The 21,040-nt window shown below is 64.2% G+C and carries 19 protein-coding genes, 1 tRNA gene and 1 pseudogene; 7 read left to right on the top strand and 14 right to left on the bottom strand.

Annotated features, from left to right (window positions below; genetic code table 11):
* Window positions 1-3 precede the first annotated feature (3 nt).
* The 5 genes from BLM15_RS09750 to BLM15_RS09730 all read right to left on the bottom strand — a co-directional run bounded on the left by BLM15_RS09750 (window position 4) and on the right by BLM15_RS09730 (window position 5,620).
* Window positions 4-504, bottom strand: coding sequence for an invasion associated locus B family protein (locus BLM15_RS09750; RefSeq protein ID WP_126112562.1), 501 nt, complete (start codon window positions 502-504; stop codon window positions 4-6).
* Between the two features lie 271 nt (window positions 505-775).
* The gene (locus BLM15_RS09745) at window positions 776-1,645 is read right to left on the bottom strand and encodes a flagellar motor protein MotB (RefSeq protein ID WP_126112561.1); all 870 of its coding nucleotides are present in this window, start codon (window positions 1,643-1,645) and stop codon (window positions 776-778) included.
* Between the two features lie 28 nt (window positions 1,646-1,673).
* Window positions 1,674-2,531 (bottom strand): flagellar motor stator protein MotA, encoded by an 858-nt coding sequence (gene motA / locus BLM15_RS09740; protein ID WP_126112560.1) that lies wholly within the window; start codon window positions 2,529-2,531, stop codon window positions 1,674-1,676.
* Between the two features lie 839 nt (window positions 2,532-3,370).
* Entirely contained in the window at window positions 3,371-4,351 is a 981-nt protein-coding gene (locus BLM15_RS09735) for an O-methyltransferase (protein WP_126112559.1), read from the bottom strand.
* Entirely contained in the window at window positions 4,352-5,620 is a 1,269-nt protein-coding gene (locus BLM15_RS09730) for an ATP-binding protein (protein WP_164547464.1), read from the bottom strand.
* A gap of 136 nt (window positions 5,621-5,756) precedes the next feature.
* Here BLM15_RS09730 and BLM15_RS09725 point away from each other — a divergent pair, with 136 nt between their 5' ends.
* Both BLM15_RS09725 and BLM15_RS09720 read left to right on the top strand, forming a co-directional pair.
* Window positions 5,757-6,857, top strand: a complete 1,101-nt coding sequence (locus BLM15_RS09725; RefSeq protein ID WP_126112557.1) for a DNA cytosine methyltransferase — start codon at window positions 5,757-5,759, stop codon at window positions 6,855-6,857.
* A gap of 40 nt (window positions 6,858-6,897) precedes the next feature.
* Window positions 6,898-7,266: a very short patch repair endonuclease gene (locus BLM15_RS09720; RefSeq protein WP_236846624.1), complete on the top strand. Its 369-nt coding sequence runs from the start codon at window positions 6,898-6,900 to the stop codon at window positions 7,264-7,266.
* A gap of 58 nt (window positions 7,267-7,324) precedes the next feature.
* Here the strand turns inward: BLM15_RS09720 and uvrA are convergent, their stop codons facing one another.
* From uvrA to BLM15_RS31820, 4 genes and pseudogenes are all read right to left on the bottom strand, one after another.
* Window positions 7,325-10,288 (bottom strand): excinuclease ABC subunit UvrA, encoded by a 2,964-nt coding sequence (gene uvrA / locus BLM15_RS09715; RefSeq protein ID WP_126112555.1) that lies wholly within the window; start codon window positions 10,286-10,288, stop codon window positions 7,325-7,327.
* A 142-nt stretch (window positions 10,289-10,430) separates the two neighbouring features.
* Window positions 10,431-11,630 carry an MFS transporter gene (locus tag BLM15_RS09710; RefSeq protein ID WP_236846623.1) on the bottom strand — a complete coding sequence of 400 codons (1,200 nt, stop codon included), beginning with the start codon at window positions 11,628-11,630 and terminating at the stop codon, window positions 10,431-10,433.
* On the bottom strand, window positions 11,606-12,187 hold the full coding sequence (locus BLM15_RS09705) for a GNAT family N-acetyltransferase (RefSeq protein ID WP_236846711.1): 582 nt from the start codon (window positions 12,185-12,187) through the stop codon (window positions 11,606-11,608). The genes BLM15_RS09710 and BLM15_RS09705 overlap by 25 nt, the downstream gene beginning before the upstream one ends.
* Before the next feature lie 96 nt (window positions 12,188-12,283).
* Window positions 12,284-12,397, bottom strand: a pseudogene (locus tag BLM15_RS31820) (hypothetical protein); the annotation flags it as partial.
* 112 nt (window positions 12,398-12,509) lie between these two features.
* Here BLM15_RS31820 and BLM15_RS09700 point away from each other — a divergent pair.
* The 5 genes from BLM15_RS09700 to BLM15_RS09680 all read left to right on the top strand — a co-directional run bounded on the left by BLM15_RS09700 (window position 12,510) and on the right by BLM15_RS09680 (window position 17,172).
* A complete protein-coding gene (locus BLM15_RS09700; RefSeq protein ID WP_126112553.1) occupies window positions 12,510-13,394 on the top strand; it encodes a LysR family transcriptional regulator in 885 nt (294 codons plus the stop codon).
* A gap of 192 nt (window positions 13,395-13,586) precedes the next feature.
* Window positions 13,587-14,582: an ABC transporter substrate-binding protein gene (locus tag BLM15_RS09695; RefSeq protein ID WP_206438621.1), complete on the top strand. Its 996-nt coding sequence runs from the start codon at window positions 13,587-13,589 to the stop codon at window positions 14,580-14,582.
* The gene (locus tag BLM15_RS09690) at window positions 14,579-15,436 is read left to right on the top strand and encodes an ABC transporter permease (protein ID WP_126112552.1); all 858 of its coding nucleotides are present in this window, start codon (window positions 14,579-14,581) and stop codon (window positions 15,434-15,436) included. Before BLM15_RS09695 ends, BLM15_RS09690 begins: the two co-directional genes overlap by 4 nt.
* 93 nt (window positions 15,437-15,529) lie before the next feature.
* Window positions 15,530-15,829 carry a putative quinol monooxygenase gene (locus BLM15_RS09685; protein WP_126112551.1) on the top strand — a complete coding sequence of 100 codons (300 nt, stop codon included), beginning with the start codon at window positions 15,530-15,532 and terminating at the stop codon, window positions 15,827-15,829.
* 71 nt (window positions 15,830-15,900) lie between these two features.
* The gene (locus tag BLM15_RS09680) at window positions 15,901-17,172 is read left to right on the top strand and encodes a 3-phosphoshikimate 1-carboxyvinyltransferase (RefSeq protein ID WP_126112550.1); all 1,272 of its coding nucleotides are present in this window, start codon (window positions 15,901-15,903) and stop codon (window positions 17,170-17,172) included.
* A 103-nt stretch (window positions 17,173-17,275) separates the two neighbouring features.
* Here BLM15_RS09680 and ssb read toward each other — a convergent pair whose 3' ends face one another.
* The 5 genes from ssb to BLM15_RS09655 form a co-directional block, all read right to left on the bottom strand.
* On the bottom strand, window positions 17,276-17,827 hold the full coding sequence (ssb, locus tag BLM15_RS09675; RefSeq protein ID WP_126112549.1) for a single-stranded DNA-binding protein: 552 nt from the start codon (window positions 17,825-17,827) through the stop codon (window positions 17,276-17,278).
* 229 nt (window positions 17,828-18,056) lie between these two features.
* Window positions 18,057-18,830 carry an NAD kinase gene (locus BLM15_RS09670; RefSeq protein WP_126112548.1) on the bottom strand — a complete coding sequence of 258 codons (774 nt, stop codon included), beginning with the start codon at window positions 18,828-18,830 and terminating at the stop codon, window positions 18,057-18,059.
* Between the two features lie 251 nt (window positions 18,831-19,081).
* Entirely contained in the window at window positions 19,082-20,068 is a 987-nt protein-coding gene (locus tag BLM15_RS09665) for an MBL fold metallo-hydrolase (protein WP_126112547.1), read from the bottom strand.
* A gap of 243 nt (window positions 20,069-20,311) precedes the next feature.
* A complete protein-coding gene (locus BLM15_RS09660) occupies window positions 20,312-20,737 on the bottom strand; it encodes a hypothetical protein (protein ID WP_126112546.1) in 426 nt (141 codons plus the stop codon).
* A gap of 71 nt (window positions 20,738-20,808) precedes the next feature.
* Window positions 20,809-20,883: transfer RNA gene (locus BLM15_RS09655), tRNA-Thr, on the bottom strand.
* Window positions 20,884-21,040: the final 157 nt, after the last annotated feature.

Below are 21,040 nucleotides of genomic sequence, written 5' to 3'. Positions count from 1 at the left end.
GCCTCAGCTGCAGCGCTCCAGCAGCCTTGACGCCGCGGTCACGCCTTCGAGCGAGAAGGTGTAGCTCGTCTCGTTGCCGCGGGCCGAGCGCGCCGCCAGCACCATCTCGTCGCCGGCCTTCATCGCCGCGAGCAGCTCGCTTTCGCGCTCCAGCCGCTGCAGCCAGGCATTGTTGCCCGAGGTCAGCATGCGGAACGTCTCGTCGCCGATCGTCACGGTGACGGTCGAATCCTTGGCGAAGTCGTAGCCGGTCTGAAAGCTCGACTCGGTGCGGGCCTGCGCGTTGGGCGCGGTCTGCACGAAGAAAAACACGTCGCCATGACGCAAGGTCGCAGGTGTCTCGGCGCTCGGCGAGGAGACGATATAGCAACGCTTGCCATTTGCATTGTCATAGGTCGCCGCGTTCCACTGCTTGAACTGGCCGAGTGGCTGGGCCGGCGCGGCGAAAGCCGAGGCCGAGGCCGCGAGAAGGCTGAGCGCCGCGAAAGGGGCCAGTCTGATCATCGGGTCAACTCCTGTTTGCATCGCAGGGATGTCCAAGAGCGGTTTAACAAGGCGTAAACAAGACCCTCACAAAGCCGTGCGACGGAAGGGCGCGGGGAGGGGATTAGCCCCCCTTCTCTCTTCGGGGGAGAAGGTCCCGGCAGGGGGATGAGGGCGTTTCGACCGGGTGAGACCTCCGCCGCTCGCCTTGCATAGAGGCACTCGGCCTCTCACGTTTTGTCAGCCTTGAGCTCAATCCCAAACGGACCGTGAGGCGGCCGAGGCGATGTGTTCAGCGCAAGTGGTTCGGGGGCAATGGCGGCTCTTCAGTGAGCAGAGTGATCCTCACCCGTCGGTTCGGCGCGATGTAAGGATTGTCGAGGAAGACCGGCTCGGTGTCGGCGCGCCCCACCACGGAAGCGAAGCGGTCGTTGGGGAACCCCGCATTCGACAGGATCTCGCGGACGGCGAGCGCGCGCCCGGTGGTAAGGCTCCAGGGCTCGGCGCCTGCCGCCGAGCCCGGGCGCGCGGCAGACGTGTGGCCGGTGATCGCCAGGCGGTTGGGCAGGCGGCGCAGAGTGGGCGCGAGCGTCTCCAGCACGCGACGGGTACTCGGGTAGGGTTGGACCGAGCCCTCGGGGAACATTGAGCGGCCGGACTCGTCCATGAGGGCAACATCCAACCCCTCCTTGGTCGGCTCGATCACGATGTTGCGCGACAGATCGGCAATTTCGGGCATGCTCTGGAGCGTCTGCCGGAGGCTGGCTATCGCGCTGTGGCTGGCCTGCTGGCCGGCAACCGAGCGGTTGATCTCGCGGTCGGCGGCGCCAGAGCTGGTCCGGCGCGCCCTGTCCTCCGGCCTGGCGGTCCCCGTCGCCGCCTCGCGTGGCGGCGACGGCTTGCTGCCTGATTTGTCGAGGGCGGTACCCCACAGCATGCCGCCAGAGCCACTGGTGCTGGGGCTCAAAGACCCCGGCGCGAAATACTCCGCCAGGCCTTCCTTCTGCTCCTGCGTCGTCATGCTGATCAGCCACATCAGCAGAAAGAACGCCATCATGGCGGTCACGAAGTCCGCATAGGCGATCTTCCAGGCGCCGCCATGGTGCGCATGCGCGGCCTTCTTGACCTTCTTGACGATGATCGTCTGGGCGGGCTTGGTCATCGGGTCCCTGCTGGAGATTGGGCCGGAGCTAGGCGGCCAGTTTGGCGGTTGCCGCTTCCACTTCGCTGAAGGTCGGGCGAACGTCGCTCATCAGAGCCTTGCGGGCGAATTCGACCGCCATCACCGGCGGCTGGCCGCTGACATGGGCGAGGAGACCCGCCTTGAGCGACAGGAAGTATTTGGCTTCCGCCTCGAAGGTGCTCTTGAGCGACGCCGCCATGGGCGCGAAGAAGCCGTAGGCGACGAAGACGCCGAAGAAGGTGCCGACGAGCGCGCCGCCGATCAGATGTCCAAGCACCTCCGGCGGCTCCTTGATCGCCCCCATCGTCTTGATCACGCCGAGCACGGCGGCGACGATGCCGAGCGCCGGTGTTCCGTCGGCGATCGACTGCATGGCCGAAACGAGACGCTCCTGCTCCTGGTGGTGCGTCTCCAGTTCCTCGTCCATGAGAGCGTCGATCTCGTGGGCGTTGTTGGCGCCAAGCGTCAACATGCGCATGTAGTCGCAGACGAACTCGACCGCATGATGGTTCGCAGCAAACGTCGGGAAGGCATTGAACAGCGTCGATTTGCTCGGATTTTCAATGTGCTCCTCGACCGCGAGCATGCCCTTCTGCCTCACGAGCTTGTACAGTGAATACTGCATCCCCAGCAGTTCGACATAGCATTCCTGCGTGTACTTGGAGCCCTTCAGGATCGTGCCGAGCATGGAAGGCACGGCCTTGAGGACCGGCGGGGGATTGCCGATGATGAAGGCGCCGATCGCTGCACCGAGGATGATGACGAACTCGAACGGCTGCCAAAGGACGAAGAGGTGGCCACCCATGGCCGCGTAACTGCCGAAGACGCAGACGAAGACGATGATTGCGCCGACGATCAGCCGCATGGTTTGCTACCCCCGCACCGCAGCAGCTACAGCCCGCGCGAAGCCACCACCCGTCCGACGAAATGAACGATCAAGGTTAATGGCGAGTTAGGGACATGGCGGGCTTGGGGCGACAAATTGGCCCAGGGGAGGAAATCGGCGCGCAATGACTGGCCCGCAAAGCACTCGGAGCCGCGACCCAACCTTCTCCCGGATGGGAGAAGGTGGCGCGGAGCGCCGGATGAGGGCCTGCCCTACCAATAGAAGGCACAACGGCAGCCGCGGTACCTCAATAATCAGCGGCGGGCCCTCACCCCTACCCCTCTCCCACACGGGAGAGGGGATCCCGCGCCCCTTCCTTCACGCACGCGCCAAACCCCGCCCGCAGGCCTGCCTGCGGGCGCTTCACAATACGGGGCTGGCGGAGCGCCGCGAGGCGCGTCGTGAGATCCGCTTCCGTTGAGCCAGGAAGCGGCGCGGATGGTCCCCATCCGCACGCCCCGTGGCGCTCCGCCTTCGGCGTTTTTCAGTCTTCGGGCCGCGCTTCTGCGAAGCCGGCTGCTGGCCGTGCCGCGATGCCAATGGGCGCCAGTTCCCCTCTTCGGGTCGTCGCTCCCTTCGGCCATCAGGCCGGCCGCTGCAGCCGCTTCATCTAGCGAGCTCCTCGCACAGGGATCTTAGTGTCCCCAGGGCGGTGCCCCGAAGCCTCCCGGGAGCGGGGCGTAACCCCCGCCCGCAGGCGCCGACCCTCACCCAGCCTCTGGCATACCTCCGGACGGCCGCCCCGTATGGGTGATGGGCGAGGGGATCATACGGGAGGTTTTGGCAGCGGGGATAAAACGAGAGGGCTAATTTCTCGGTCAACTTTCCAACGCAGCGAAACTAGGCAGGTACCTATAAAGCGAGGCGAATGCGTTTGCGTCTCTGGCGGGAATGACGCCGTGTTGCAGCTGCTGCCCCTCGGCGACGGGAAGACGGGACTCTAAAAAGCGCATCTCGCGAGGAGTAAGGACCGGTACTGTTAAACGGACGGCCTCGTTGGACGAACGATAGTAAGACAAGCGGGAAAGGTCGCATGATTCAAAAAGAGCATTCTGGCCGGCATCGACAAAGATGCCTCCCAAGGTGGTCATCTTGGCGCCATCTGCATACTCAAACGCGACAAACTGCTTAAATTGAAACCATTGATTTCTAGGGCGTCCAGCATTTCTTGCTGCGAGTTCCGCCTCGATAGTTAGGGAAATCATCGATCTTGCCAGTTTTGCGACCGCCCATCCACGGAGGTCGCTATTGGAAGCGGTGGCTGGGACAGAACCCCTAAAGAAGCGTTCTCGCAAGTCGTCGATACTCTCAACCTCCTGAAAGCTCTCATTGCCCTCGCCGTCTTGAATCTCGTAGACTGGCGGTCCTTCGACTTGTACCGAGATTATGAAGACGGTGCCCGAGTTGGCGCGAGCCGCCACCATGCGACTGTCGGCCAATATCGAACGAGTTAGTCGGTCATCGTAGTCCAGCCAGATAATAGAACGGACTTGCCAGTCGAGCCTAGGCAATTCGGTAGTCGTGCTTGCGAAGCGAAGATCGATGCTCGCGTAGGGCTTGTTGAATTCAAAGCGGGCACGATGTTGAGCTTCCCTTTCAATAGAAACCATATCGTCGAGACCAAGCGAACGATGGAAGTGGGCGAAATCTGAATACCAGAGTGATCCCATACCAACATAGCGGTAGTGCTCGACAGAGCCGAACGGCGTCAATTTTCTTAACGCATCGGACAGCATTCGCCTTTCAGCGTGCTTCCCCGGTCGAAGAGAATAATCAATTGAACGGTAGCTGGGGGTCATTTAAGTATTCTTATCTTGATAAATAAGATCGAAGGTTTGCTCTCCGACCGCTTTTGCTGTTCCAACTCCTAGCTCTGCCATCAAAAATATCAATTGCTCTTCAGGTCGCGAATACGCAATTCGTTTCATTACAGGGCCTGAAAAACGCTCCTTGTCCGGGGCTTTAAAGGCACTTTGATTCACGACTTTGTCTACCTGGACAACATTGGCGGCTGCTAAAGCACGCGCAAGTGGGCCGGATTGACCCTGTTCGGCTTGCTCTGCATCGAGGTCATTTAGGAAGTCGACCACAACTCTCGTGTGATCAATCATCTTACTTAGCGCTCTCTGCCAAATAGGTGAATCTGCATCAACTCCAGTTTTTGTCGTGTTCCATGGCAATGCGTCTGCCGCCGGGCAGTCAAAATATACAACGCCGCGAAAGCGCGCGAACTGATTGTGAAACTTAGGAATATCGGCTTCACTCTCAGAAAGACGTCCCCACCCTGTTTCCTCTGTACGATCCGCAGCAAGAACGACTCTTCCATTGCAGACGACATACCAACCGGCGACTGCAGGAGAAGATACTCCAACACCGGACACGATGCGTATCTGAACGGTTTTGTCGCCTACCACTTCCTCGTAGCTTTCAACTGAAGGCTCGACGGTACCTGTAAGCATGTTTAAATTTGTTGCTGTAAGAGCGTGCCCACCAAGCCGTATCTCCAATCCCTTAGAGATAAACTGACGCTGGTGGAGTTTTATCATATCTCCAAGGGTATTTTGAAACCAGCTAGTGCCAAAACGCGAAGAAACTTCCGGACGCAAACGTCGAACGACAATTATTGTCCCGCGTTCTTGTGCTGGAATATCGATGCTGTCTTCTATCGAAGCAAATTCAAAAGTCCAATCTCGGGATTCTGCTTCCTCCCAACGATCAACGTCGACCTTGACAGACCACCGCTCGCTTGAAGTGGCTGAGTGTATTTCAAACTCTCGCCCGAATTTAAAGAGAGCTCGCTTCATGCCAACGCCAAACTGACCAATTGAAAACGGTGTAGGGCGGGCCACTTTAGGGCGGCCAAAGCGAAATGCGTACTCTCTGGCGGTCGCAATGTCGAAGCCCCCGCAATTATCTTCTATGCGAAACTCTTCTGCAGTGACTGTGATATCAATACGTAGTTCATCATAATCTTTATCTTCGGGGTCGCGAAGCCGTTTCGCCCCATCTATAGAATTGTCTACCAAATCTAGAACTGCCCGTTCCAGAGGTATGTCCCGAATCAGCATGTCTACGAAAAAACTGTTTCGTTGGCATGGCATCGATGTGCTCAACTCCGGCCGGCATCATTCCTCCTAGTGTTTCCACAACCTTAGCGTTTGATGCCGTAATAGTTCAAGCGCCTACCGTGTTAGAGTTTTAGCTATGTACGAAATCGATTCACCCATCGTGGCAGACCTGTTTTGCGGAGCTTCGGGTCTCGGCCTAGGAGCTAGGCTTGCAGGATTTTCGGTCAAGGCTTCGGTCGACTCAGATCGAATCCTGACCAGTTCGCATAGCCTGAATTTTTCCGACGGGAAGCTTGAGCTGGGCGATGTAACCAACCTTAAGGGACCAAACCTGATACGGTTGGCGGGAGGACGCCTTGACGGGATAATCGGAGGGCCTCCCTGCCAGGGTTTTAGTGAAGTAGGAAAGGCAGACCCAAAAGATCCGCGACGCGATCTATTGCGACATTTTTTCCGTGTAGTGGCTGAATCTCGACCGCGTTTTTTTATGATGGAGAATGTCCGCGGCCTAATGTTTGCGAAGAATCGACCTATGCTTGACCAAGCGTTGGAGCAAGTGCCTAGCTTCTACAAGATTATAGGGCCGGTTCGGCTTGATGCCGCTGAGTTTGGGGCGGCGACCAGCCGGCCGCGTGTGTTCGTTCTCGGTTACGACCCTTCAAGTGTCGATAACTTTGACGAAAGCGATGTTTTGGCAGCGCGCCGGCCTGCTACGACCGTGCACGAAGCAATCTCGGACCTCCAATTGGCGGAGTCGGGAGGCGAGGATAGCAATGGCTTTGACGTTTGGCGCTTCAGCGGCGGCCGACAGCAAATCTCAAGTTATGCTGCGCGACTGCGCTCGGCAGATAACGTAACGACCGGGCATCGGCGTACCCCGCACAAAGCGGAAGTCGCAAAGCGCTTCGCCGCTGTACCACAGGGCGGTATGGACAAAGTTGGGCGGCATCCCCGCCTTGCTTGGAGTGGCCAATGCCCGACGCTTCGCGCAGGTACAGGGGCCGACTTGGGGTCCTTTCAAGCTGTGCGCCCCCTGCATCCCGAAGAGCCGCGCGTTATAACGGTGCGCGAGGCGGCTCGATTGCAAGGCTTCCCAGACGGATTTCGTTTCCACCCAACAGTGTGGCATAGCTTCAGGATGATAGGGAACAGCGTATCGCCTGTTGTAGCTGAGGCAATTCTTTCCGTAGTTCGGAAACGGATGGCGAAGCAGACAACGATCGAAGCCGCTGAATAGCACGTTGGACCGTCTGTCACCTGATCGCCGATCCTGGCTTATGTCTCGTGTCGCTAGTAAAAACACGACGCCAGAGATGGTGGTCCGACGGCTTTTGCACGGCTTGGGCTATCGTTATCGTCTGCACACCCGTGATCTGCCAGGTCGCCCCGATCTTGTTTTCAAGTCGAAGAAAAAAGCCATTTTTGTGCATGGTTGTTTCTGGCATCGACATAGCGGATGCCGCAAAGCAACGAATCCAAAAACAAGCATCGAGTTCTGGCAAAAAAAATTCGAAAGGAATGTTCAGCGGGATGCTCAGGTTGTTGAACAACTCCAAACAAACGACTGGCAAGTACTGACTGTATGGCAATGCGAAACAAAAGATCTGCCAACCCTCAAGCTAAAGTTGCAAGCATTCTTAGCTTGACGGTTCATTTCTAACGTAAAATGGTGCGAGGGCATAGTGCGAGCTATTGTGCCTCGCCTCACTCCGCCGCTTCCCTTGCCCCCTTGCCCTTCAGCGGCCGCCGCTCCAGCACCTCCTTGAGGAAGCGCGCGGTGTGGCCCTTGCCGATCCGTACCACATCCTCCGGCGTGCCTTGCGCCACCACCATGCCACCGCCGTCGCCGCCTTCGGGGCCGAGGTCGAGGACCCAGTCGGCGGTCTTGATCACTTCGAGATTGTGCTCGATCACCACCACGGAATTGCCCTGCTCGACCAGCTCGTGCAGCACCTCCATCAGCTTGGCGACGTCGTGGAAGTGCAGGCCGGTGGTCGGCTCGTCGAGGATGTAGAGGGTGCGGCCGGTGGCGCGCTTGCTGAGCTCCTTGGAGAGCTTGACGCGCTGCGCCTCGCCGCCCGAGAGCGTCGTCGCCTGCTGGCCGACCTTGACATAGTCGAGGCCGACGCGGGCGAGCGTCACCATCTTGTCGCGGATCGAGGGCACGGCCTTGAACAGGTCCTTGGCCTCCTCGACCGTCATGTCGAGCACGTCGGCGATCGAGTGGTCGCGGTATTTCACCTCGAGCGTCTCGCGGTCATAGCGCTTGCCCTTGCAGACATCGCAGGTGACGTAGACGTCGGGCAGGAAGTGCATCTCGATCTTGATGACGCCGTCGCCCTGGCAGGCCTCGCAGCGACCCCCTTTGACGTTGAAGCTGAACCTGCCTGCTTGATAGCCGCGCGCCTTGGCCTCGGGCAGGCCGGCGAACCATTCGCGGATCGGCGTGAAGGCGCCGGTATAGGTCGCCGGGTTCGAGCGCGGCGTGCGGCCGATCGGCGACTGGTCGATGTCGATGACCTTGTCGAGATGCTCCATGCCCTCGATGCGGTCATGGCTCGCCGGATGCTCGATCGAGCCGTTGAGCTTGCGCGCGATTGCCTTGTAGAGCGTGTCGATGATCAGCGTCGACTTGCCGCCGCCGGAGACGCCGGTGATGCAGGTGAACAGGCCGAGCGGGATGTCGACCGTGACGTCCTTGAGGTTGTTGCCGCGGGCGCCGACGATCTTCAGGCTCCGGCCCTTCTGCGGCTTGCGGCGCTTGATGGGCACCGGCACGCTCATCTCGCCGGTGAGGTATTTGCCCGTGAGCGAGTTCGGGTCGCTGAGGATGTCTTGCGGCGTGCCCTTGGCGACGATCTCGCCGCCATGGATGCCGGCGCCGGGGCCGACATCGACGACATAGTCGGCGGTGAGGATCGCGTCCTCGTCATGCTCGACCACGATCACGGTGTTGCCGAGGTCGCGCAGGCGGCGCAGCGTGCCGAGCAGGCGCTCATTGTCGCGCTGGTGCAGGCCGATCGAGGGCTCGTCCAGCACATAGAGCACGCCGGTGAGGCCGGAGCCGATCTGGCTGGCGAGGCGGATGCGCTGGCTCTCGCCGCCCGACAGCGTGCGCGAGCCGCGCGCCAGCGTCAGGTATTCGAGGCCGACATCGAGCAGGAAGGTCAGCCGGTCGCGGATCTCTTTCAGGATGCGCGGGGCGATCTCGTTCTGCTTCGCCGACAGGCGCGAGGGCAGGGCGCTGACCCAGGCGAGCGCGTCCTTGACCGAGAGCTGCGAGATCTCGCCGATATGGCGCATGTCGATCTTGACCGCCAGCGCCTCGGGCTTGAGCCGGAAGCCGTTGCAGGCGGCGCAGGGCGTCTCCGACATGAAGCGGCCGATCTCCTCGCGGGCCCAGTCGCTCTCGGTCTCCTTCCAGCGCCGCTCCATATTGGTGATCACGCCCTCGAAGGGCTTCTTCACCTCATAGGCGCGCAGGCCGTCATTATAGGCCATGCGCACGGCCTCGGTGCCGGTGCCGAACAATATGGCGTCGCGCGCGCTCTGCGGCAGCTCCGACCACGGCTTGGTGGTCGAGAAGCCGAAATGCTTGGCGAGCGCATCGAGCGTCTGGCCGTAATAGGGCGAGGTCGACTTGGCCCAGGGCGCGATCGCGCCCTTCTTCAGGGAGAGGCCATGATCGGGAACGATCATCTCCGGATCGATCCGCATCTCGTGGCCGAGGCCGTCGCAGGCCGGGCAGGCGCCGAACGGGTTGTTGAACGAGAACAGCCTGGGCTCGATCTCGGGGATGGTGAAGCCGGAGACCGGACAGGCGAACTTCGAGGAGAAGGTGACGCGGCGGGCCTCGCCGTTCTCCTCCTTCTCGTCGGCATATTCGAAGACGGCGATGCCGTCGGCGAGGTCGAGCGCCTGCTCCAGCGAGTCGGCGAGGCGGGCGCCGAGATCGGGCCGGATGACGATGCGGTCGACCACGACGTCGATGTCGTGCTTGAACTTCTTGTCGAGCGTCGGCGCGTCCGGGATCTCGTAGAACTCGCCATTGACCTTGACGCGCTGGAAGCCGCGCTTCAGCCAGTCGGCCATCTCCTTGCGGAACTCGCCCTTGCGGCCGCGGACGACCGGCGCGAGCAGATAGCCGCGGGTCTTCTCCGGCAGCTCGACCAGCCGGTCGACCATCTGCTGCACGGTCTGGCTCTCGATCGGCAGGCCGGTCGCGGGCGAATAGGGGATGCCGGCGCGGGCCCAGAGCAGGCGCATATAGTCGTGGATCTCGGTGACGGTGCCGACCGTCGAGCGCGGGTTCTTCGAGGTCGTCTTCTGCTCGATCGAGATGGCGGGGGAGAGCCCGTCGATCTGGTCGACATCGGGCTTCTGCATCATCTCGAGGAACTGGCGGGCATAGGCCGAGAGCGACTCGACATAGCGGCGCTGGCCCTCCGCATAGATCGTGTCGAAGGCGAGCGAGGATTTGCCCGAGCCGGAGAGCCCGGTGAACACCACCAGCTTGTCGCGCGGAATCGCGAGGTCGATATTCTTGAGATTGTGCTCGCGCGCGCCGCGCACGGAGATGACGCGGGCGTTCGGATCGGCCGCGCGGTTGCGGTCGAACATGTCTTCCAGCGTCGCGGCCTGTTCGGCGAGCGTGGTCTTGCGAGCCATGGTGGTGTCCGAATTGAGCTAAGCCGTAGAGATAGGGCAATCGCCGGCTCGTGCCAGTGCGGCCGGGCGAGAGGCCGGCATGAGTAGCACGCAGTCGCGGATGTTGCCGCATTGTTCTTGCGGGGTGTGCTGACAGAGATTGTCAGGAGCGTGGCAGGCTACGGAAACGCCGGCGGAGCAGGATGGCGGAGACGAGCATCGCGAGGGCCAGAGCCCCGGACAGGATCAGCGCCGCCGAGGCGCCATAGCGTTCGATCAGCAGCGCATAGCCGAGCGGGGCTGCGGCCGAGAGGAAGAAGCCCGGCGCCAGCAACCGGCCGACATAGGCGCCATAGCTCTTCGGATCGAACAGCATCAGCGGCAGCGTGCCGCGCGTGATCGTCAGCACGCCATTGCCGGCGCCGTAGAAGAAGGCAAAGGCCAGCGCTGCCATGGCGCTGGCACCGCCGAAGAGGCCGACCACGAAGCAGAGCGGCAGCGCCAGGCAGGCGACGAGGTTGAGGTCGAACGGGCTGGTGCGCGCGCCGAATAGCACCTCGCCGAGCCGCGCCAGCGACTGGCCGATGCCGCGCGTCGCGCCGATCCAGACCGCGGCCGCGGCGGGCAGGCCGAGCCCGGCGAGGATGCCGATCATATGGGCGGACATGCCGGCATTGAGGACACCGGCGAAGGTGACGATCAGCGCATAGAGCAGGCCGGCGAAGCGGGTATCGGCCGGGCTGAGCGTGATGACGGGCTTCGCTGCGGCCGCACTGGGCAAAGGCCGTGCCGAGCCTGCCGGCAATGTCAGGTGCAAGGGCAGAGTGAGAAGCGCGAAGCCGGCATAGGCGATCAGCGCCCCGCGCCAGCCGAATTGCTCAGCGAGTGCGTGGCCAAGCGGCCAGAACACGGTCGAGGCGAGGCCGCCGAGCAGGGTGATCTGGGCGATAGGCCGGCGCGCGGCGCTGCCGCCGATCCGGGCCAGCGCCGCGAAGGCGGCGTCGTATAGGGTGAGCCGCATCGCGAGGCCGAGGCAGAGCCAGGCGGCGTAATAGGTCGGAATCGTGTGAGCGTAGGCGAGGCCGAGGCAGCCGGCGGCGGTGAGCAGCGATCCCACGCACATCACGGTGCGGCCGCCATGTCGGTCGATCAGGCGGCCGACCGCGCCCGAGGTCAGCCCCATCACCAGCAGGCCGGCCGAGAGCCCGCCATGGATGATCGCCTGCGACCAGCCGAGTTCGCCCGCGATCCGCTCGCCGAAGGCGCCGACCAGATAATAGGAGACGCCCCAGGAGATGAGCTGCGCCAGCCCGAGGCAGAAGACGGTGCTGCGGGAGATCACCGGGCCGGCTCGGTTGCCCATGGCTGTGGCAGCGTCTCGTCGCCGGGCCCGAGGCTGCGCTGCATCAGCACGGTGTCGACCCAGCGGCCGAACTTGAAGCCTGTCGAGCGCAAGGTGCCGATCGGCTCGAAGCCGAAGCGGCGGTGCAGGCCGATCGAGCCGGCATTGCTGCTATCCCCGATATTGGCGAGCATCTGACGCCACGGTCCGGCCTCGCACCGGCCGATCAGGGCGCCGAGCAAGGTGGAGCCGATCCTGCGACCACCGAACCCGTCGGCGACATAGATCGAGTCCTCGATGGTGTGGCGATAAGCCGGACGGGGGCGATAGGCCGTCGCATAGCTGTAACCGACGATCCGGCCGCCCTGCTCGGCAGCGAGATAGGGCAGACCTAGCCCCAGCACCGCCTGCCGGCGCGCCAGCATCTCCTCGACGCTCGGCGGTGTCTCCTCGAAGCTGGCGAGGCCATGCAGGACATGGTGGGTGTAGATCGCCTGGATCGCGCCCATGTCCGCCTCCTCAGCATCGCGGACGAGGATGGGCGGTGCCGTGTTGCCGGCGGACTCAGAAGTCGGCATCGCAATCGTTCCGGCCCAGCAGGGCCGCCCTTCAATCGTGTCGGCGCGCCCGTTCAGCGCTTCCTGCCGCGTCACGCCGATATCGGCGAGGCGGCGCTCGTCGAGCTCGCGCAGGGCCCGCAATTGCTGATAGCGCGAATGCTGGGAGGTGCCGACATAATCTGCTGCCTCTCGCAACAGCCATCGTCCCGTAGACCAGATCCTGCCCATTGCTCGTGCCTCGCCGCGGCCGGATTCTTCCGAACCGCCAAGGCACCTTGCGCTTTGCCCTTTCATAAATGAAGCTTCTCGAAGTTATACGGAGCATAAGAAATTCTTTGAGATGCGCGATCTTCGCCTCGACCAGCTCGACAGCTTCCGCCAGGTGATCGCGCTCGGCAGCTTCTCGGCTGCGGCCGAGCGGCTTGGCCTGAGCCAGCCGGCGGTCAGCCTGCAGATCCGCGAACTGGAGCGCCGGCTCGGCACGCTGCTGATCGAGCGGGTCGGGCGCCGGGCCCAGCCAACGGCGGCGGGCGTCGAATTGCTCGACCATGCCGGGCGTATCGCGGCTGCTGTGGCGGCGGCGCGCGAAGCCATGGCGCGGCACGCGACCGGGGCGATGGGCCGTGTCCGGATCGGCACCGGGGCGACCGCCTGCATCTTCCTGCTGCCGCCGGTGCTGCGCGAATTGCGCCAGCGCCATCCAACCCTGGAGATCACCGTCAGCACCGGCAACACCTCCGACATCGTCAAGGCGATCGAGGACAACCAGATCGATATCGGCCTGGTCTCGCTGCCTGCCGCCGGCCGCAACCTCGACGTGACGCCGCTGCTGGAGGACGAGTTCGCGGTGATCGCGCCGCCCGGCATGGAGTTGCCGGCGCGATTGACGCCGGAAGCGCTGGCGCGCTTGCCGGTGCTGCTATTCGAGCCGGGCGGCATCACAAGGCGCATCGCCGACGAATGGTTCGCCCGCGCCGGCGTGACACTCAAGCCGGTGATGTCGCTCGGCAGCGTCGAGGCGATCAAGCGGCTGGTCGGCGCCGGTCTCGGCTGCGCCGTGCTGCCCGGCATGGCGGTGCGCGGCGAGAGCGACGGGTTGGTGGTGCGTTCCCTGTCGCCGCGGGTGCATCGCACGCTCGGCCTTGTCCTGCGCAAGGACAAGCCGCTGCATCGCGGCCTGCGCGAGACGCTGAAGGCCTTGCGGGCGCTGGGAACGCTCGGCTGAACCCTGCTGCCTGCTGACAGGTGCGGTCATACGCCCGGTCCATGTCATCCCCGTTCGCGCAGTGCCCATGATTTGCAAGCAGCGCTAAGGTTTTCGCCTGTTGGGCGGAACCTTTCGCCCGCTTTCGCGCTTCGTGGACAGGCCAAATCGTCAGGTGCCACGATCAGGCACAACAGCCAGCGGGGGATCGTCATGATGAAAGCCGTTCTGCGAGGCGCAGCGCTGCTGCTCGGCCTCGGTCTCACCGCTCCCGGTTTTGCCTGCGAGCTCGACCGGCCGCTAAGGGTGGCCGGGCTCGATTATGATTCCGCCGCCTTCCACACTGCCGTCGCCAGCGCCATCGCCGAGAAGGGGTTCGGCTGCAAGGTCGAGCGCGTGCCGGGCGTGATCGCGCCGCTGGTCACCGGTCTCGGCCGCGGCGATGTCGACATCGTCATGGAGATCTGGCTGGCGAACCCGGTCGAGGCCTGGGTCAAGGAGGCGGCCGCCGGCAAGGTCGAGCCGCTGGGCACGACCTTCCCGGATGCGAATGAGGGCTGGTTCGTGCCGCGCTATCTCGTCTCCGGTCCCGACGCCAAGGCGCCCGAGCTGAAATCGGTGCAGGACCTCAAGCGCTATAAGGAGCTGTTCACCGACCCGGACGAGCCCGGCAAGGGGCGCTTCTACAATTGCGTTGCCGGCTGGGTCTGCGAGGGCATCAACAGCAAGAAGCTCGTCGCCTATGGGCTGGCCGGGGATTTCACCAACCTTCGCGGTGGCTCCGGCGAGGCGATCGTCGCCGCCGTCGAATCCGCCCTCAAGCGCAAGCGGCCGGTCGTGTTCTATTATTGGGGGCCGAGCTGGCTGCTGGGGGCCTATGATCTGGTCAAGCTCGACGAGCCGCCCTTCGATCAGGCGATCTGGAACGAACTCAAGGCGAGCGATGCGCCCAAGCGCGCCAGCGCCTATCCGGTCAGCCGCGTCGTCATCGGTGCCAATGTCGAGCTGGCGAAGAAGGCGCCGCAGCTCGCCAGCTTCTTCAAGAAATACACCACGACGAGCGAGCTGACCTCGAGAATGCTCGCCGAGGCGCGTGAGAAGGGCCAGTCGCCCGAGCAGCAGGCGCTCGTCTTCCTCAAGACGCAGCCGGATGTCTGGAAGGCGTGGCTGCCGGCCGATGTCGCCAACAAGGTCGCGTCCGGCCTGTGACACCGGACTGGCTGCCGAATCTCGGCAAGGCGCTGCAAAGGCTGGTCAACCAGGCGGTCAATGCCGTCGTCACCGGCTATGGCAACGATCTCGACGGTTTCAGCCGGCTGCTGACAGCGCCCGTGCGTGGCGTCGAGACGGTTCTGCTTCTCGTGCCCATGCCGGCTTTCGCCCTGACCGTCGCTGTGGCGGCGTGGTTTGCGCGGCGTAGCTTCGGCTTTGCGCTCGCGATGGCGATCCTGCCGGTGGTGCTTGCTGGTCTCGGCGTGTGGACCGAGGCGATGCAGACGCTCGCGCTCGTCATCGTCGCCGTGCTGATGGTCGTCATTCTCGGCCTGCCGCTCGGCGTTGCCGCGGCGCGCCTGCCGCGCCTGGGGCGGGCGCTCGCACCGGTCTACGACCTGATGCAGACCATTCCGAACTTCGTCTACCTGATCCCGGTAGCGATGCTGCTCGGGTTGGGGCGGGCGCCGGCGCTGCTCGCAACCCTTATCTACGCGCTGCCGCCCTTCGCGCGGCTGACCGAGCTCGGCCTGCGCGGCATCGATATCGGCATGACCCACGCTGCCCGAGCGCTTGGGCTCGGGCCGTGGCAGACGCTCTGGCTCATCGAATTGCCCTTGGCGCGGCCGGTCATCCTGCAGGGCCTCAACCAGGCGATCATGCTCTCGCTCGCCATGGTCGTGGTCGCCTCGATGATCGGCGCGAAAGGGCTGGGCGAGGTCGTGCTCCTCGGCCTGCAGCGCGCCGATCCGGGCCTCGGCTTCGTCGGCGGCCTCGCAGTCGTGGCGCTGGCGATCCTGCTCGACCGCATGGCACAGGCGATCTTTCGGCAGCGCCGGCCACCAGCGTGAGTGGGTGCTGCTGACGGATTCAGTCAGGACGATCGATTGCGCCTTGTCCATCGCTTGGGCAGGGTGCCGCCCGAAATCGGAGAAGGCGCTACCATGTACGGGTTGATTGGGAAGATGCGGGCCAAGCCCGGCGAGCGCGAGGCGCTGATCGGCTATATCCTCGAGAGCAGCGACACCATGCCCGGCTGCCTGAGCTATGTCGTCGCCCGCGATCCCGATGACGCCGATGCGATCTGGGTGACCGAGGTCTGGGACAGGGAAGAGAGCCACAAGGCCTCGCTCGCCCTGCCGGCGGTGCAGGCGGCGATCGCCAAGGCCAGGCCGATCATCGCCGGTTTTGACAGCCATGTGATCACCGAGCCGGTCGGAGGGTTCGGTCTGGCAAAGGGCTGAGGGCCGCGGACGCGGCTTCCGCTCGCCGGCCGCACGGTCTAAGACCCTCGCGACCGAGCCGCGAGCCTGCCATGACCCAATCCGCCCTGAGCAAACTCACCATCCTGCCGACGACGGCGGCGCTGACCGGCCGTGTCATGCCGCCCGGCTCGAAATCGATCACCAACCGGGCACTGCTGGTCGCGGCGCTGGCGAAAGGCACCAGCCGGCTCAGCGGCGCGCTGAAGAGCGACGACACCCGCTATATGGCGCAGGCGCTGCGCGACATGGGCGTCACGATCGACGAGCCGGATGCGACCAGCTTCGTCGTCACCAGCGACGGACGATTGCGGGCGCCGGCCAAGCCGCTCTTCCTCGGCAACGCCGGCACGGCGACCCGCTTCCTGACCGCGGCGGCGGCGCTGGTCGACGGCATGGTCGTCGTCGATGGCGACGAGCATATGCGCAAGCGGCCGATTCTGCCGCTGGTCGAGGCGCTCACGCGATTGGGCGTCGCGATCACTGCGCCGAGCGGCTGCCCGCCGGTCACGATCCGGGGGCAGGGCGGTTTCGAGGGCGGACTGGTCGAGGTCGATGGCGGGCTCTCCAGCCAGTATGTCTCGGCACTGCTGATGGCCGGCGCCTGTGCGCGCAACCCCGTCGATGTCGTGCTGACTGGCCAGGAGATCGGCGCGCGCGGCTATGTCGACCTGACTTTGGCGACGATGCGTGCCTTCGGCGCCGAGGTCTCCGAGCCGGAGAGCGGCGGCTGGCGGATCGCGCCGACCGGCTATGTCGCGACCGACTACCTGATCGAGCCGGACGCCTCGGCCGCGACCTATCTCTGGGCGGCGGAGGTGTTGACCGGCGGCGCGATCGATCTCGGCGTGCCGGCCGGAGCCTTCACCCAGCCCGACGCCAAGGCGCATGAATTGATCGCCGCCTTCCCCAACCTGCCGGCCGAGATCGACGGCTCGCAGATGCAGGATGCGGTGCCGACGCTCGCCGTGCTTGCCGCCTTCAACCGGACGCCGGTGCGCTTCACCGGCATCGCCAATCTGCGGGTCAAGGAATGCGATCGCGTCGCGGCGCTGGCGCAGGGCCTGTCGCGGATCCGCGAGGGCCTCGGCGTGGAGGAGGGCGACGATCTCCTTGTCGCCTCGGATCCGGCGCTGGCCGGTCAGACGCTTCCGGCCGAGATCGACACCTTCGCCGATCACCGCATCGCCATGAGCTTCGCGCTGGCGGGGCTGAAGATCGGCGGCATCACCATCCTCGACCCCGCTTGCGTCGCCAAGACCTATCCGGATTACTGGCGCGCGCTCGGCTCGCTCGGCGTGCGCTTCGAGGGTGAGGTGCCGTAGGGCCCGACAAAACGAAACGCCGGGATCCATCGATAATGGATCCCGGCGCACGCCGCTCTCGCGGCTTGTCCGGAATGAGACCCGATCCGATCGGGCGCCGAGCCTAGAATGGGATATCGTCGTCGAGATGGCTCGACGAACGCGAGCCGCCGCTGCTGCCGCCACCGCTCGCCATCGCCGGCTGGCGCGAGCCGCCGCCGACCGGGCTCGACCGGCCGAAGGAGCTGCCGCCGCCCGACGAGCCTTCGTCGCCATAGCCGCCACCGCCGCTGCTGCCGCCACCGAACTCGTCGCCGCCCTGACCGCGGCTGTCGAGGATGGTGAGTTCGCCGCGAAAGCGCTGCAGCACGATCTCGGTGGTGTACTTCTCGACGCCCTGCTGATCCTGCCATTTGCGGGTCTGCAGCTGGCCCTCGATGTAAATCTTCGAGCCCTTCTTCAGATACTGCTCGGCGACCTTGGCGAGGTTCTCGTTGAAGATCACCACGGAGTGCCACTCGGTGCGCTCCTTGCGCTCGCCCGACTGCTTGTCGCGCCAGGTTTCCGAGGTGGCGATCCTGAGATTGACCACCGGCTCGCCGCTACCGAGGCGCCGCACCTCGGGGTCGCGCCCGAGATTGCCGACCAGAATGACCTTGTTGACGCTACCAGCCATGACAGGCTCCGTTTCCTGCGCACTTCATCACAAACCCGGCCGATCGACCGGAGCCGGACCCTAGCCGGCCATGCGGGCACTATCAACGATGTTCCTGTTTTGTTCAAGCGACTTTCCGAGGCTTGTCCCCGACAAAAAATTCGAGCTTTCCGAGGACCGGTGAAACGGACCAGGACGACCGGCAAACGGCAGGACTGCGAGTAAGGCGGCGCCATCGGCGCCGCAGCCCTCAGTAGCCGAATTGCTCGCGCAGGATGCGCTCGTCCAGGCTGTGGCCAGGGTCGTGCATCATGACGAGGTCTAGCGAGCGGTCGATCGCGATCGAGACCGAGATGACGTTGTCGATCTGGGTGTGGTCGGCGACGGCGCTGACCGGGCGCTTCTCCGCCTCCAGCACGGCGATCGTCACTTTGGCATGATCGGGCAGGAGCGCTCCGCGCCAGCGCCGCGGCCGGAAGGGTGAGAGCGGTGTGAGCGCCAGCAGCGGCGCATCGAGCGGCAGGATCGGGCCGTTGGCCGAGAGGTTGTAGGCGGTCGAGCCGGCTGGGGTCGCAACCAGCACGCCGTCGGCGAAGAGCTCGGAGAGGCGCACCTGGCCGTCGACCGAGATCCGCAGCTTCGCGGCCTGGTAGGACCGGCGGAACAGAGAGACCTCGTTGATCGCGCGCGCCTCGACGCGCTTGCCGTTGCAGTCGACCGCCGTCATCGCCAGCGGGTGGACGACGCTGCGCTGCGCCGCCTCGAGCCGCTGGCGCAGGCCGCGCTCGCGGAACTCGTTCATCAGGAAGCCGACCGAGCCGCGGTTCATGCCGTAGATCGGCTTGGCCGTGCCCATGAAGCGATGCAGCGTCTGCAGCATCAGCCCGTCGCCGCCGAGCGCGACGACGACCTCGGCCTCAGCCGGATTGGCGTCGCCATAGCGTTCGACCAGCTTGGCGCGCGCGGCCTGGGCCTCGGCGGTGTCGCTGGCGACGAAGGAGATGGCGGTGAAGCGCTCGGTCATCGCGGGTATCCGGCAGGCATGGTGCTAGAGCAGGATGCGAAAAAGTGGGAACCGGTTTTTCGCTGTGATCCTGCTCTAACTCTTTGATGAGAGGCGGATTCAGATTTCAGATGGAACCGCTTTGCGGCTCCATCTGAAATCATCCGGCTCTAGCGGTCTAGCACGCCGGCGGGGCCGATCGCGAGCCGGCCGGTCAAAAAGAAAGGCCGAGGCGCATGCCCCGGCCTTTCTCCAGCGGATGCGCGAGGGTCTCAGATCGCGCTGCTCCACTGCAACGGCACGAGCTCGAAGCCGTTGCCCGCCTTGGCGATATGGCCGGTAGCGGGGAAGGGGGCGTGGTAGAAGGCGACCTGCATCTTGTCGGCCACGGCCATGTCGAGCAGCTTGCGGCGGGTGGCGGCCGCCTGCGGCCCGTCCATGTCGAACACCGCCGACCAGTCGGGATTGCGCACGAACAGGGCCGGGTGGTTGGTGGTGTCCGACATCACCATCAGCTTGCCGTTGCCGGAGGAGACGGCATAGACGGTGTGCCCCGGCGTATGGCCCGGAGCTGCGATCGCGGTCACGCCCGGCAGGATCTCCTTGCCGGCCTCGTATTGCTTCACATCCTTGGCGACGGGGCCGAAGACGCGGCGCACGCCGTTGAATGCGCCTTTCATTGCCTCGGGGGCGGCGTTCATCTTGGCGTCGTCCATCCAGAACGCCCATTCGGCCGCCGGTACCATCACCTCGGCGTTCGGGAACACGGCAGTGCCGTCCTTGAGCCGGAAGCCGTTGATGTGGTCGCCGTGGAAATGGCTGAAGACCACGGTCGAGACGTTCTTGGGGTCGAGCCCGGCGGCCTGGAAGTTCTTCATCCAGGCGCCCGAGGTCGGCGCGCCGGAATCGCCGTTGCCGGTGTCGATCAGGACGAGCTTGTCGCCGATCTGCAGCGCCAGCGTGGTGAAGCTGATCGAGAGCGCGTCGGCCGGCAGATAGGCCTGCTCCATCGCCTTCTTGACGTCGGCGAGCTCGGCATTGCGGACGAAGCCTTCGAGCGGGCGCTTGGCGAAGCCGTCATTCAGGGCGGTGACGGTGATGTCGCCGACCTTGTAGCGGTAGAAACCCGGGTTCTGGTTCACGGAAGCTCCTTGCGCGTGGGCCGGCGCGATGCCAGCGGGCAGGTCGAGCGCGGCTGCGGTGGCGAGCACGCCGGCTCCCGCCATCACGGTGCGGCGCGAGGGTTCGAAACGGGCCATGATCAGGCTCCAACAACGAGAAGAGCATGACCTCCCCCGGATGGCGCCCCGCCAGCCGGCATCATGCCCTGGGCTTTCGGCTCCGCCCGAGCGTCAAACTAGCTGTCGCAACAACGCCTTCAACCGTCGTGTGGTTGCCTTGGGTCAACTTTCCGTGAGGCGCCACCGCCGCTAGGGCTTTATCGAGGCAGGTTGAATCAGTTTGTCCGGCAAATCGGCTTCGCCGTTGAAGTCGCGGGCATTCTACTCGTCGCCCTGTGCCGAGGATTGCTCGGACCGCCCCCTGGCGAAGGCCTTGAGCAGCGCAGCGCAGAGCGCGAGCGAGGCGAGCGCGCCCTGGCCCGAGCAGCCGGCGACCAGCGCCTCATAGGTCTGCTGCTCGGTCGCGACCGATTGCAGGCTCCAGTTCCAGTCCGGCGCCTTCTCACGGATGACGTTGACCGCGACGTCGATCTCGGCGCTGATCTTGCCGATCGCCTTCCAGAGCGAGCCCTGCTGGTAGATGCCGCCGGGCGGCGTGCGCGGGGCGAGCAAGGTGGTCGGCTTGCGGCGTACGGTGAAGCCGAGCGCCTCGTAGATGTCGGCGTCGAGATTGCGGTCGGGGCGGCCGGTGCGCTCGCAACGTTGCGCGAGGGCGAGAAGTTGGTCGCGCTGGTCAGCAGAAGTCATCGCTCGGCAGGCTCCGATCGTCTCCGTCGCGGCGGCATGCCTCAGCAAGCGACAGGCCACAGGGATCAGGATGGTGCCGGCGGAGAGGATCGAACTCCCGACCTTCGGTTTACAAAACCGCTGCACTACCGCTGTGCTACGCCGGCCCTTGCGCTGCGGTATCAGGCCGCTGCGGCGAGGGCAAGATCAGCGGGCTACAGACGAAGCGGGGTCGACCTGGCAAGCGCGTCGATGGTCACGGTATTTTTATCACACAGTTCCTGTTTACTCGCATGTGAATGGCTGTTCATTGCCGCCCGCGCA

The organism is Bosea sp. Tri-49 (assembly GCF_003952665.1).
Taxonomy (GTDB): domain Bacteria; phylum Pseudomonadota; class Alphaproteobacteria; order Rhizobiales; family Beijerinckiaceae; genus Allobosea.
This window is presented reverse-complemented; position numbering and strand designations above follow the sequence as displayed.

Excerpts from the sequence above, each read along its gene's own strand:
- BLM15_RS09750 (WP_126112562.1), bottom strand. The coding sequence starts at position 504 with ATGATCAGACTGGCCCCTTTCGCGGCGCTCAGCCTTCTCGCGGCCTCG.
- BLM15_RS09745 (WP_126112561.1), bottom strand. The coding sequence starts at position 1,645 with ATGACCAAGCCCGCCCAGACGATCATCGTCAAGAAGGTCAAGAAGGCC.
- motA (WP_126112560.1), bottom strand. The coding sequence starts at position 2,531 with ATGCGGCTGATCGTCGGCGCAATCATCGTCTTCGTCTGCGTCTTCGGC.
- BLM15_RS09735 (WP_126112559.1), bottom strand. The coding sequence starts at position 4,351 with ATGACCCCCAGCTACCGTTCAATTGATTATTCTCTTCGACCGGGGAAG.
- BLM15_RS09730 (WP_164547464.1), bottom strand. The coding sequence starts at position 5,620 with ATGCTGATTCGGGACATACCTCTGGAACGGGCAGTTCTAGATTTGGTA.
- BLM15_RS09725 (WP_126112557.1), top strand. The coding sequence starts at position 5,757 with ATGTACGAAATCGATTCACCCATCGTGGCAGACCTGTTTTGCGGAGCT.
- BLM15_RS09720 (WP_236846624.1), top strand. The coding sequence starts at position 6,898 with ATGTCTCGTGTCGCTAGTAAAAACACGACGCCAGAGATGGTGGTCCGA.
- uvrA (WP_126112555.1), bottom strand. The coding sequence starts at position 10,288 with ATGGCTCGCAAGACCACGCTCGCCGAACAGGCCGCGACGCTGGAAGAC.
- BLM15_RS09710 (WP_236846623.1), bottom strand. The coding sequence starts at position 11,630 with ATGGGCAACCGAGCCGGCCCGGTGATCTCCCGCAGCACCGTCTTCTGC.
- BLM15_RS09705 (WP_236846711.1), bottom strand. The coding sequence starts at position 12,187 with ATGCCGACTTCTGAGTCCGCCGGCAACACGGCACCGCCCATCCTCGTC.
- BLM15_RS09700 (WP_126112553.1), top strand. The coding sequence starts at position 12,510 with ATGCGCGATCTTCGCCTCGACCAGCTCGACAGCTTCCGCCAGGTGATC.
- BLM15_RS09695 (WP_206438621.1), top strand. The coding sequence starts at position 13,587 with ATGATGAAAGCCGTTCTGCGAGGCGCAGCGCTGCTGCTCGGCCTCGGT.
- BLM15_RS09685 (WP_126112551.1), top strand. The coding sequence starts at position 15,530 with ATGTACGGGTTGATTGGGAAGATGCGGGCCAAGCCCGGCGAGCGCGAG.
- BLM15_RS09680 (WP_126112550.1), top strand. The coding sequence starts at position 15,901 with ATGACCCAATCCGCCCTGAGCAAACTCACCATCCTGCCGACGACGGCG.
- ssb (WP_126112549.1), bottom strand. The coding sequence starts at position 17,827 with ATGGCTGGTAGCGTCAACAAGGTCATTCTGGTCGGCAATCTCGGGCGC.
- BLM15_RS09670 (WP_126112548.1), bottom strand. The coding sequence starts at position 18,830 with ATGACCGAGCGCTTCACCGCCATCTCCTTCGTCGCCAGCGACACCGCC.
- BLM15_RS09665 (WP_126112547.1), bottom strand. The coding sequence starts at position 20,068 with ATGGCCCGTTTCGAACCCTCGCGCCGCACCGTGATGGCGGGAGCCGGC.
- BLM15_RS09660 (WP_126112546.1), bottom strand. The coding sequence starts at position 20,737 with ATGACTTCTGCTGACCAGCGCGACCAACTTCTCGCCCTCGCGCAACGT.